The organism is Pseudoalteromonas sp. NS-SX12 (genome assembly GCF_057367955.1).
Genome location: NZ_CM170634.1, coordinates 877,596 through 890,248, shown reverse-complemented (window position 1 = coordinate 890,248; position 12,653 = coordinate 877,596). Strand labels below are relative to the sequence as shown.

Here is a 12,653-nt window from a genome sequence, read left to right as displayed (position 1 = left end):
TATGAGCAATAAAAAAGGGCGTTTAAAGCCCTTTTTTTATTAAATATTTATACGGTTCATTTTCTACTTCTTGTGCCAATAAGGTGTGATCCATAAAGCGACAAAAAGACGGGATATCGCGAGTTGTTGATGGATCATCTGCAATCACTACTAAGGTTTCACCGTGCTGCATTTTTCGAATTGCACCACGCACCATCATCACCGGTTCAGGGCAACGTAAGCCAATTGCATCAAGCGTGTGATCTGCATTTGAAAAGTCAGTCATGGAAAATTTAGCCCTGTTAAAAAGTAGAGGCGGAATTGTAGGTGGCTAAGCGTGTGATGTAAACCGTCCCGCATAAAAAAGGCGCTGCTCTTTCGAGACAGCGCCTTATCACCAAGAATAAATCGGTTCTTGTTTAAATCTTACGGGCGTTCAAAAATAGTTGCGATGCCTTGGCCTAAACCAATACACATGGTTGCAAGACCATATTTTGCGTCTTTGTCTTCCATAAGATTAATAAGCGTTGTGCTGATACGTGTACCTGAACAACCAAGTGGGTGACCAAGTGAAATAGCACCACCGTTTAGGTTAACTTTTTCGTCAACCACATCGGTTAAACCTAAGTCTTTCAGTACAGGTAACGCTTGTGCTGCAAATGCTTCGTTAAGTTCTGCTACATCAATATCATCAATGGTTAAGCCAGCTGCTTTTAATGCCTTTTTAGAAGCAGGAACAGGGCCATAACCCATAATTGATGGATCGCAACCCGCAACACCCATGGCTTTTACTTTTGCACGAATAGTTAAGCCAAGTTCGTTAGCTTTTTCTTCGCTCATAATAAGCATTGCAGATGCGCCATCTGAAAGCGCTGATGATGTACCAGCTGTTACAGTACCATTTGCTGGGTCAAACACAGGGCGAAGCTGTGACAGGCCTTCTACAGTTGTTTCAGGACGAATAACTTCATCGTCTTCAACTAAAATCATTGCACCGTCAGCATCGTGGCCAGTGATTGGGTAGATTTCATTTTTGAAACGACCTTCAACGGTTGCTGCGTGAGCGCGTGCATGCGAGCGTGCTGCAAACTCATCTTGTTGCTGACGAGAGATGCCGTGCTGCTTACCTAAGTATTCAGCAGTTAAACCCATCATGCCTGCTGCTTGTGCTACTGACTTTGATAAACCTGGATGAAAGTCAACGCCATGGTTCATTGGTACGTGACCCATATGCTCAACACCACCAACTAGGTAAACATCACCACAGCCAGTCATAATTGCGCGTGCTGCATCATGTAATGCTTGCATTGATGAACCACATAAACGGTTAACCGTAGTAGCTGGTACGCTGTGAGGAATACCTGCTAACAGCTGCGCGTTACGTGCAACGTTAAAGCCTTGTTCTAGCGTTTGTTGTACACAACCCCAATAGATATCATTAATATCAGCTGGATTTAAAGCAGGGTTACGTTCAACTAACCCTTTCATTAATTGTGCACTTAAATCTTCGGCACGTACGTTTCTAAAAACACCGTTTTTAGAACGACCCATAGGGGTACGAATACAATCAACAATTACTGGTGTTTTCATATTATGCACCCTCTACTGAATAAAATTGACGACCTTCTTCTGCCCACTGACGCGTGATATCAGAAACTTGGTAAATCGCACCTAAGTGTGCGTATTGGTCTGCTTTTGCTACAAAGTTAGCTAAACCAATTTGGTCTAAATAACGGAAAGCACCACCTCTGAACGGAGGGAAACCTAAGCCGTAAATAAGCGCCATATCAGCTTCTTGTGGTGAAGCAACAATGTTTTCTTGTAAACAAAGAAGCACTTCGTTCAACATTGGGATCATACAACGGTCGATGATTTCTTCTTTGCTAAATTCTTTTGGTGCATCGCAAATAGCGCTTAGTAGCTCAATTGCATCCGCATCTTTTGCTTTCTTTGGCTTACCTTTACGGTCTGGTGCGTATTGGTAGAAACCTTTACCATTCTTCTGACCAAAACGACCTTCTTTAACAAGCAGAGCAACAGGATCTTTTTCTTGTTCAGCCATACGTTCAGGGAAACCGTCCGCCATCACACCTGTACAGTGATTTGCTGTATCAAGACCAACAACATCAAGCAGGTAAGCAGGGCCCATTGGCCAACCAAACACGTTTTCCATTACTTTATCAGCTTTGGCAAAATCAGCACCTTCAACCACTAATTGGTTAAAGCCTGCAAAGTAAGGGAAAAGTACACGGTTCACAAAGAAACCAGGGCAGTCATTTACAACAATTGGCGACTTTCCTAATTTTAATGCGTAATCAACAACGGCATTGATGGTTTCGTCAGATGTTTTTTCACCGCGAATAATTTCAACTAGTGGCATACGGTGCACAGGGTTAAAGAAGTGCATACCACAGAAGTTTTCTGGTTTTTCAAGTGCACTTGCTAATTCATCAATACGAATTGTTGAAGTATTTGATGTTAATACTGTGCCTTCTGGCATGTCTTTTTCTAGTTGAGAAAGTACCGCTTGTTTAATCTTTGGATTTTCAACAACAGCTTCAACAATGATGTCGGCTTTTTTAACATCGTCATCGCTTAACGTTGGTTTGATTGCGCCTAAAGTTGCAACCATTTGCTCAAGCTTCATATGACCGCGTTGAACTTTATTGCCAAGTAGTTTTGATGCTTCTTGCATACCAAGATCAAGGGCAGCTTGGTTGATGTCTTTCATAATGATTGGTGTGCCTTTATAAGCAGACTGGTATGCAATACCACCACCCATAATACCTGCACCCAATACAGCAGCTTGCTTGATATCAGTTGAACTGTTTTTAGCAAGTTTGCGTGCTTTAGACTTAATAAATTGGTCTGCTAGGAAAATACCCACTTGCGCAGCTGCTTCATCGGTTTTAGCCAGCTTAGCAAAGTTCATATTCTCAATTGCCATTGCTTCAGTGCGGCCATGGTTTGCAGCAGCTTTAATTGTTGCAACAGCCATCAGCGGAGAAGGGTAATGGCCTTTAGTTTTACCAAATACCATGCCTTGCGCTGTTGCAAAGCTCATGCCTTGCTCCATTTGGTTCATTGCTAGCGGGTCTAATTTCGCTTGGCGTTTTGCTTGCCAATCAAGTTTACCGTTTGCAGCTAGTTCAACCATTTTGATAGCTGAATCAATCAGTTTGTCTTTTGCTACAACGGCATCAACAGCACCCACAGCAAGCGCTTGTTTAGCACGGTGTTCTTTACCTGTTGTAATCCACGTCATCGCATTATCTGCACCGATAATACGTGGTAGGCGAACAGTACCACCAAAGCCTGGCATAATGCCTAGTTTAACCTCTGGTAAGCCCATTTTTAATTCTTCACTTGCTACGCGGAAGTCAGTAGCAAGTACCCATTCACAACCACCACCAAGGGCCATGCCATTGATTGCTGAAATCGTTGGGAAAGGTAAATCTTCGAGTAGGTCGAAAACGTCAGTAGCATTTTTAATCCACTGAGTTAGTTCTTCTTCAGATTTTTTAAAGGTAGGTAAAAATTCAAAAATGTCAGCACCAACAATAAAGTGATCTTTGTCACTGGTGAAAATCATACCTTTAATGTCTTTGTTAGCAGCTAGCTCTTTTAATGCAGCGCCACAGTCGCTAAGAGTTTGCTGAGAAAGCTTATTTACTGAGCCTGGAACACAGAACTTAAACTCAGCAATGTTGTCTTTAACAAAAGCAACCTGAAAAGATTCGCTTTGAAATAGCATATTATTGCTCCCTAATTTCTCGCACCACAACTGGTACGATGAGTTTGGTTTTTACGCAGTGTCGCTTCTTTGCGATTAAATTGCAATTAAAATTTTAGTTGGCTTTTTACATAAGATTAAAAACTGGACAAAAAAATTAACGTAAGTGTTGTCAGTGGTCGTATCAATAAGGGGATTAAGCTTAAAAGGCTGACGTTTAGGTTTGCATTGATTAAGATGGCATTACTGCAGTTAGTGTAAACGCTAGAATTATGCAGCGCATTTTTAAATTTATTTAAATAGATAACCACAGCGCCTTTTATTTCTGTGGTAAAGAGAGCAAAACAGTGAAAAAATCGGTGATTTTAACAGCGCTTGTTAGCTTGGTACTTTCTTCTTCAGCGTTGAACGCAAGCGCGGATAAAGCCGCGCACAAAGACTTCTTGGCACTTGAAAAGCTCGCCAAGAAAAATGATAAGCGCGATTTTTATCGCGCGTTAAAACAGTCGTCACATCCGCTAGCGCCTTATGCTGAGGCCACTTATCTTGCTAATTCCCCATGGCTTGCTAACCAGCAAGAAATTAAAAAGTTTTTAGATACCTATCAAGGCACTCCACTTGAGTGGAAAGTGCGTTACGCATGGTTAGATAATTTAAAGAAAAGCAATAAAAAAGCACTTTATATCGACGCTTACCGTCCGACCAGAAAAGCGGAGTATCAATGCACCTACCTAAACTATCAGTTACAACTTGGTGCACCCAAAGAGGCCATTTTTAACCAAGTGGATGAGCTTTGGAGCGTTGCTAAATCACAGCCTAAAGAATGTGATGTACTTTTTTCAAAATGGAAAAAAGCAGGGCATTTAAATCAAGAACTGGTGTGGCAACGTATTACCAAAGTATCGGAGAAAGGCAATACTAGTTTGCTGGCTTACCTGAGTCGTTTGCTGCCGAAGAACGAGCGTTACTTGGCAGATTTGTATAAAACAGTAAGACGAGATCCATCCGCCGCCGCCGGGCTTTATCGCTTTAAAAAACGTACCGACAAGGAAGGCCAAATAGCACTTTATGGCGTTAAGCGTTTGGTGTGGCGCGACCGTGATTTAGCTATTCGTGCATGGCAAAAGCTTGAAGCCATGTTCGATTATACCGAGCAACAAAAACAGTCGTTGTATTATATTTTTGCGCTTTCGTTGGCGTCGGGAAAACATAAAGAAGCAAAGTTTTACTTAAATAAAGTGGCGCCAGAAAGACACGATAGCAAGCTAATGCAATGGCAGCTTAGTAATATGTTGCGCGAGCAAGACTGGCAAGGGGTTATTGCCTATTCAACGGGTAAAACACTGAATAACGGTTATCGCTACTGGTTGGCATATGCATATCATAAGATTGGTGACGCACAGCGAGCTAGTCAGTTGTGGAAAGAGTTGGCCCAAAAGCGCGATTACTACGGCTTTTTAGCGGCATCACGGTTAGATTTAGCGGTTTCGCTTGAATACCAACCTGTGGTTGTTGATCCTCAAAAGCAAAAACTTGTTAGTGAAAGCCCTGGTTTTAAACGAGCAAAAGCATTGTATGAATTAGATCGTTTTTATTCAGCGCGCCGTGAATGGAATTCGCTAATTGCAGGCTCTACCGATGATGAAAAGCTAGCGGCAGCCAGTTTAGCGAATGATATGGGGTGGCATGATAGTGTTATTCGCGTGATGAGCCAACTAAAGGCTTACAATATGCTTGATTACCGTTTTCCTACGCCTTACAGCGATCAGTTTGAGCGTTTTAGTAGCCGTAGTAAGGTTGATAAAACATGGGCTTATGCGATTTCACGACGTGAAAGCTCATTTGCCTCAGATGCTCATTCAAGCGCGGGGGCAATTGGTTTAATGCAGTTATTGCCAAGCACCGCACGCTACGTAAATAAAGGCAGCGTCAGCCGTAATCAACTTAAAAAGCCTCATATTAATATTCGCTTGGGCACGCAGTATCTCAAGTATTTAAAGAAAAAAAGTAAAGGTAACGAGGTGATTGCGACAGCCTCGTATAACGCGGGTTATCACAAAGTGAAACGCTGGTTACCTCAAGAAGCGGTAGATTTTGATCTATGGGTTGAAGCAATACCGTATCGTGAAACACGTGAGTACGTAAAAAATGTGTACGCTTATCGTCAAGTGTATGCAACGCGCTCAGGCAATAAAGAAAACCTATTTGATGAACTCATTTCAATGAAAATTAAAAGGTAGTTTTGGCAAATATATTGCTAATTAATTTACAGAGTAAGTGTTTTCGATTTTTGTCTACCCCTTAAGAATGGTGGGCCAAGATGATACACTTGTTTTTAGAACACACTGAACTGGATTAATAATGGATAAACTTTCAACAACTTATGCAGCGCATATTGCAACCTTACAGTCACGTACAAAAGATGTTTTAGCGCGTGAAGGACTTGATGGTCTGATCATTCACTCAGGTCAAGCAAAACGCCAATTCTTAGATGATATGGATTACCCATTTAAAGTAAATCCGCAGTTTAAAGCTTGGCTACCTGTGATTGATAATCCTCATTGCTGGTTAGTGGTAAACGGCGTTGATAAGCCAAAATTGATTTTCTATCGTCCTGTAGATTTCTGGCATAAAGTGCCAGATGAGCCAAGTGACTTCTGGGCTGAATACTTTGATATTTGTTTATTAAAATCTCCAGAACAAGTTGAGCAATTACTGCCTTATGATAAAGAAAGGTTTGCTTATATTGGTGAATACATTGAAGTAGCGAAAGCATTAGGGTTTAACGCAATTAATCCTGAAGGTGTTTTAAACTACTTACACTACCACCGTGCTTATAAAACAGATTACGAGCTAGTATGTTTACGCGAAGCAAACCGTTTAGCAGTACTTGGCCATACAGCGGCGCGCGACGCATTTTTTGCAGGTGGTTCGGAGTACGATATTCAGCATGCGTATCTTGTTGCAACGCAACATACTGAAAACCAAATGCCTTATGGCAATATCGTTGCCCTTAACAAAAACTGCGCGATTTTACATTACACTCACTTAGATATTGCGAAGCCCGATCAACATTTATCATTTTTGATTGATGCAGGTGCAAACTTCAACGGTTATGCGGCTGATATTACGCGTACTTATGACTTTAAACAGCAAGGTCAGTTTGCAGAGTTAGTGAGTGCGATGAATGCGCATCAACAAGCTTTATGTGAAGGGTTAAAGCCAGGCATCAAGTATGGTGAGCTTCATTTAGACTGCCATCAGCGAGTAGCGCAAGTTCTAAGTGACTTTAATATTGTTAACTTATCGGCTGATGCTATTGTTGAAAAAGGCATCACGAAAACCTTCTTCCCACATGGTTTAGGCCATCATTTAGGTTTACAAGTTCATGATATGGGTGGTTTTATGGCAGATGCTCGCGGTACGCATCAAGCGCCACCTGAAGGTCATCCGTTCTTACGTTGTACGCGCTTAATTGAAGCAAACCAAGTGTTTACCATTGAGCCTGGGCTTTACTTTATTGATTCATTGTTAGCAGATTTGGCGCAAACAGATAACAATCAGTATATCAATTGGCAAACAGTTGAAGCATTTAAACCATTTGGTGGAATCCGCATTGAAGATAATGTGATTGTGCACCAAGACCGCAATGAAAATATGACACGCGATTTAGGTTTAGCTTAATCTAATTAGCAAGTGATACACTTTAAGGAGCCATTCGGCTCCTTTTTATTTTGTAAATTATGACTCAAGAATACCAGTACCCAGCGACACGAACCTTGTATCGTGAAGAAATAAAAAAAAGCACGTTTATTGTGCACATTGCGCATACGCCAAGCATTGCAGATGCGAAAGCGTTCATAAAAAGTATCAATGAAGAATACCCAGATGCACGTCACAACTGTTGGGCACATGTCGCGGGCGAGCCAGGGGGGAGCCATGTATTGGGTTTTTCTGACGATGGTGAACCCAATGGCACGGCGGGCAAGCCAATGTTGAATGTTTTGATGGGCTCAGGGCTTGGTGAAATTACCGCGGTAATTACGCGTTATTTTGGTGGCATAAAGTTAGGCACGGGTGGGTTGGTGCGAGCTTATGGTGGCTCGCTTAATAATGCGCTAAGTGACATAGAGCTCTTAACTCGCGTACCTATGGTGACGTTACTTGGTGAATCAAGCTATGCACTGCAAGGCGTAATTGAACAGCATATTAATAGCCAGTTTAGCGGCAGTACTATTGAGAAAGAATTTTCCGCCAATATTGCATGGCAAATTGCTATTGATGAGCGAAATGCAGAGCAAGCAATAAAAGATATTTATGAAATATCCAATGGCGCTGTTGAGTTAAAAGTAAAACAGTAAGAGAATAGCTTAAAATAGCTCGTTTCTTACTCTTGCAATGCAATACAGAACAATAATTAAAATTTTAGGGCAGTTAGTTGCCTTATTTAGTATCACCATGATCCCGCCTGCGCTCGTTTCGCTTATTTATAAAGATGGTGGTGGTGTGCCGTTTGTTCTGGCATTTGTCTTTAGTATTATTATTGGTTTAATAGCTTACTACCCAAACCGAAAGCAAAGAGGGGACTTAAAAGCCCGTGAAGGCTTTTTAATTGTGGTTTTGTTTTGGTTGGTACTGGGCAGCTTTGGTTCGTTACCACTGATCTTTTTAGAAGAACCTAATCTATCTATAGCGGATTCGGTTTTTGAGTCATTCTCAGGTCTCACCACCACAGGGGCGACTGTTTTAACGGGTATTGAATATTTACCCAAAGCGATTTTGTTCTATCGCCAGCAACTGCAATGGTTGGGTGGCATGGGTATCATCGTACTTGCCGTTGCGGTACTGCCGATGCTTGGTGTTGGTGGCATGCAGCTATACCGTGCAGAAACACCGGGGCCTGTGAAAGACTCGAAAATGACCCCGCGCATCGCCGATACAGCAAAACACCTTTGGTACATTTATGTATCACTTACCGCGGCCTGTACTTTGGCGTATTGGGCGGCAGGGATGAATTGGTTTGATGCTATTTGCCATGCTTTTTCGACTATCGCGATAGGGGGCTTTTCGACCTATGATGCGTCAATTGGCCACTTTAATAGCCCACTAATTAATATTATTTGTGTGGTGTTTTTATTAATCGCGGCGGTGAACTTCTCACTGCATTATGCGGCAGTTGCTAATAAAAACTTTCGCGTTTATTGGCGTGACCCAGAGCTCAAAGTATTCCTATTTATTCAAACATGTTTAGTGCTTTTGTGTTTCTTTGTGCTTACTTCTGCAGGTATTTATACCTCGACCGATCAAGCATTTGACCAAGCGCTTTTCCAAGCCGTTTCAATTAGTACAACGGCTGGCTTTGCCACCGATAGCTTCTCGCAGTGGCCGCTGTTTTTACCAATTTTGCTTATCTTTTCGAGCTTTATTGGTGGCTGTGCAGGCTCAACAGGTGGCGGCATGAAAGTAGTGCGTGTATTCCTGTTGTACTTACAAGGTATTCGCGAGTTAAACCGCTTGGTACACCCACGTGCAATTTACTCGATTAAGCTTGGACGCAAAGCATTACCTGATAAAGTAGTCGAAGCTGTGTGGGGCTTTTTCTCAGCGTATGCTTTAGTATTTGTCATCATTATGCTGTGCTTACTAGCAACAGGTATGGACAACATTACCGCGTTCTCAGCAACAGCCGCATGTTTAAATAACTTAGGCCCAGGCTTAGGTGATGTAGCAGCGCACTTTGGTGATATCACCGACACAGCAAAGTGGATTTTGACACTCGCTATGGTGTTTGGCCGACTCGAAATCTTCACATTACTCGTATTATTCACCCCAACATTTTGGCGTGGATAAGGCTCGTCTTGAGGCTTGCGAGTGCGCGCAGCAAGACTAGAGCCGAATGTGAGCCCTTGGACGGGCGAACCGGAATATCGCGTCAGGACGACTTAGTATTTATGTTGCCGATTCCAAACCGAAATGGATTCGATTACTGCGTAACGCATCGGGACCAAGTTTCAGGATGACTTAGTGTGTAATGATTCAATACCAGACCAAAACGAAGTTTCCCTAGGCGCGAACGCTTTTCAGGGGTGAAAATTACTGCGTAACGCGCACGAAATATTGCTTCAAGGACGAATTTTGACGCACTTTTTAAAAGCGTCAGAATGATTAACTTTAACTCTCTCAAAAAACAAAAAAGAGCGCATTTAGCGCTCTTTGATTCTGGTTTAAATGTACTCTGTTTATTAACGCGGCTGAATCGTTAATGGCTCAAGTGTGATGGTTGCATTTGAGCTAGCGCCTTTGTGATTTGAATAGCGTTGACCTTCAAATAGAGTGTAATACACATCCACATAGTCATCATCATTGGTAAACCATGAGTCAGGCATTGCTGCCAGTACTTTATTGGTTAACTGTGGGATGATGGCGTAGCCTTGTACTTCAGGGTCTGGAATCGCTTTAAGAATCTCGGTAGCAACGTCAAGTAAGCGGCTCGCAAGTTCTTTATAGTTTGTGTTGTCATCCTGTTCCATCATTAAAATATCAGCAGCTTGCCAACGGTAGCGATCCCAATAAATGATAATTTGATTAGGGTTATAGGTAGTGCCATCGTAATCAAGATAAGGCATATCAACAATATCTAGCACTGGCTCATCACGAGACGGACTCACACCAGTAACAATGCTATACACTTCCGCTTTACCTGATACCCATGGCTCTTCATCATCTTGTAAATGAATGGATTTAAGCACCGAGGTTTGAATTGGATTTGTTGTTGATTGAGTTGTTGAATTCAATGCTAATTTTGGTTCGCTGCTAAATGGTTTCAGCGCTTTTTTTAGTACTGAAATACCTTCCGATAACGCTTGTTTGTTGTCTAGCTCAACAATTAACACAGGGCGTTCAGGTAGTTCATTTACGGGTAAGTGATAGGTGTTACCTTGGGTATCAAATGCTTCAATAAATTGCCATGATTTCTCATTACCCGCTGGAGCCCATGCAAATAAAGGTGTTTCAGACATTAACGAGTTAAGCATGCTTGAGTCAGCAACTCTTAGCTGGGTAATGGAGCTGGGGTTATTCGGTAGGCCTTTTGCCGATCGAATGCGAGTTTCAACTTGTTTAAGAGTTTGAATCTCTTTGTTTGCTAACGACAGCTCAGAGGTCTCAATGGTTAAATCATAACTCGATGTTGATGCTAAAATGCTTGGTTTTAGCCTTGCGTAGTTTTCTGCAAATGACAGTGCTAGAGCGCGTTTTTGCTCAGCGATTTGTACTGAACGCTCTTGGCTTGTCGTTTCCATTGCTGCAGCGCTAACAAATGGTAGTGCGAGTGCACTCAGTAGCAACGATTTTATTTTTTTATTCATTTACTTGTCTCCAATAGTAGTATTACACATTCATGTGTACCTCTATTAGCTCCAAGTTAGAGTAAATAGTCAATAATGTAACGAAAGGTTAATAAATAAACAGAAATTATAATGAAATGCTTATAAATAAACCTTTGTAATGAAGTGCTATTTTTACTTTAAATTTATAAGAAAATAGCACTTACTTGGAACAGTTTTTCAACTACGTGAATTTGCTTTTTATCGATAAGGAACATAATGACGTGGTCACCAGAGAGGATCACGGTATCGTCATGGGCAATTAACACATCATCGTTTCGTACGATAGCACCAATGGTTGTGCCTGCAGGTAATTTAATGTCTTGAATCGCTCTGCCGACAACTTTTGAGGTGTTTTCGTCACCATGAGCAACCGCTTCAATGGCTTCAGCAGCCCCTTTACGCAGCGAGTATACGTTAACAATATCACCGCGTCGGACATGCGTTAATAAGGCTGAAATAGTTGCTTGTTGTGGAGAAATAGCAATATCAATTTCACCACCTTGTACTAGGTCAACGTATGCGCCACGTTGAATTAACACCATGGTTTTTTGTGCGCCCATGCGTTTTGCCAGCATCGCAGACATGATGTTTGCTTCATCGTCGTTAGTAACGGCAATAAACACATCGACTTGTTCGATATGCTCTTCTGATAACAGTTCTTGGTCTGATGCATCGCCACAAAAAACCACGGTACGATCAAGCCTGCCTGATAAGTATTCTGCTCGTTCTGGGTTGCGTTCAATTAGTTTTACGCTATGGCTTTTTTCTAGCGTACGGGCGAGGCCAGCACCGATATTACCGCCACCTACAATCATTATTTTTTTGTACGATTGTTCAAGTTTTTGCAGTTCACTCATGACCGCGCGAATATGTTTCGTTGCTGCAACGAAAAAGATTTCGTCATCGGCTTCAATTACGGTAGTACCAAGCGGTTTAATTGGTCTACCTTTTCGGTAAATTGCAGCAACGCGTGTTTCCACATTAGGGATGTGTTTTTTAAGTGCTGATAATGCATAACCAACAAGTAAACCCCCGTAATACGCTTTTACCGCTACTAGTGATAGTTTACCTTCGGCAAATTGCAGTACTTGCAGTGCCCCTGGGTAGTCAATTAAGCGATGAATGTAACGGGTCACCAGTTGTTCTGGTGCAATGTAATGGTCAACTGGTAGGTCATGATTATGGAATAGCTGCTCTTTATATTTGAGGTATTGTTCAGAGCGAATACGCGCTATTTTTGTTGGCGTATTAAAAATACTGTAAGCGATTTGACAGGCAATCATATTAACTTCGTCAGAGCTAGTAACGGCGATAATCATATCGGCATCTTCAGCACCTGCTTGGCGTAAGATTTCAGGGTGAGCGCTGTGGCCTGATACGACTTGCAGGTCATATTTGTCCTGTAATACGCGTAGCTTTTCTCGGTTAATATCAACCACGGTGATTTCGTTTTTTTCACCGACAAGGTTTTCTGCTAAGGTACCGCCAACTTGTCCGGCACCTAAAATGATAATTTTCATACTGTCAATCGCTTAGTTGGCGAGCTTCGCCTT

General features: G+C 42.0%; 9 protein-coding genes. 4 read left to right on the top strand and 5 right to left on the bottom strand.

Annotated elements, in window-relative coordinates:
- Positions 1-22: 22 nt before the first annotated feature.
- The 3 genes from tusA to fadB form a co-directional block, all read right to left on the bottom strand.
- Positions 23-265 (bottom strand): sulfurtransferase TusA, encoded by a 243-nt coding sequence (gene tusA / locus AC2IOM_RS04270; protein ID WP_010561303.1) that lies wholly within the window; start codon positions 263-265, stop codon positions 23-25.
- A gap of 140 nt (positions 266-405) precedes the next feature.
- Positions 406-1,569, bottom strand: coding sequence for an acetyl-CoA C-acyltransferase FadA (gene fadA, locus AC2IOM_RS04265; protein ID WP_105173025.1), 1,164 nt, complete (start codon positions 1,567-1,569; stop codon positions 406-408).
- Position 1,570: 1 nt separating this feature from the next.
- Entirely contained in the window at positions 1,571-3,733 is a 2,163-nt protein-coding gene (gene fadB, locus AC2IOM_RS04260; protein ID WP_486359212.1) for a fatty acid oxidation complex subunit alpha FadB, read from the bottom strand.
- A 326-nt stretch (positions 3,734-4,059) separates the two neighbouring features.
- Here fadB and AC2IOM_RS04255 point away from each other — a divergent pair, with 326 nt between their 5' ends.
- The 4 genes from AC2IOM_RS04255 (at position 4,060) to AC2IOM_RS04240 (ending at position 9,562) form a co-directional block, all read left to right on the top strand.
- The gene (locus tag AC2IOM_RS04255; protein WP_486359211.1) at positions 4,060-5,952 is read left to right on the top strand and encodes a transglycosylase SLT domain-containing protein; all 1,893 of its coding nucleotides are present in this window, start codon (positions 4,060-4,062) and stop codon (positions 5,950-5,952) included.
- A 121-nt stretch (positions 5,953-6,073) separates the two neighbouring features.
- Positions 6,074-7,396 carry a Xaa-Pro dipeptidase gene (gene pepQ / locus AC2IOM_RS04250; protein WP_105173022.1) on the top strand — a complete coding sequence of 441 codons (1,323 nt, stop codon included), beginning with the start codon at positions 6,074-6,076 and terminating at the stop codon, positions 7,394-7,396.
- Between the two features lie 59 nt (positions 7,397-7,455).
- Complete coding sequence (locus AC2IOM_RS04245; protein ID WP_486359210.1) at positions 7,456-8,073, top strand: YigZ family protein; 618 nt, start codon at positions 7,456-7,458, stop codon at positions 8,071-8,073.
- A gap of 37 nt (positions 8,074-8,110) precedes the next feature.
- Positions 8,111-9,562, top strand: coding sequence for a TrkH family potassium uptake protein (locus tag AC2IOM_RS04240; RefSeq protein ID WP_010561297.1), 1,452 nt, complete (start codon positions 8,111-8,113; stop codon positions 9,560-9,562).
- A 392-nt stretch (positions 9,563-9,954) separates the two neighbouring features.
- On the opposite strand, the gene AC2IOM_RS04235 is transcribed toward AC2IOM_RS04240, so the two are convergent.
- Positions 9,955-11,079, bottom strand: a complete 1,125-nt coding sequence (locus tag AC2IOM_RS04235) for a DUF3103 family protein (protein WP_486359209.1) — start codon at positions 11,077-11,079, stop codon at positions 9,955-9,957.
- Between the two features lie 164 nt (positions 11,080-11,243).
- Positions 11,244-12,620 (bottom strand): Trk system potassium transporter TrkA, encoded by a 1,377-nt coding sequence (gene trkA, locus AC2IOM_RS04230; RefSeq protein ID WP_010561295.1) that lies wholly within the window; start codon positions 12,618-12,620, stop codon positions 11,244-11,246.
- Positions 12,621-12,653 lie beyond the last annotated feature (33 nt).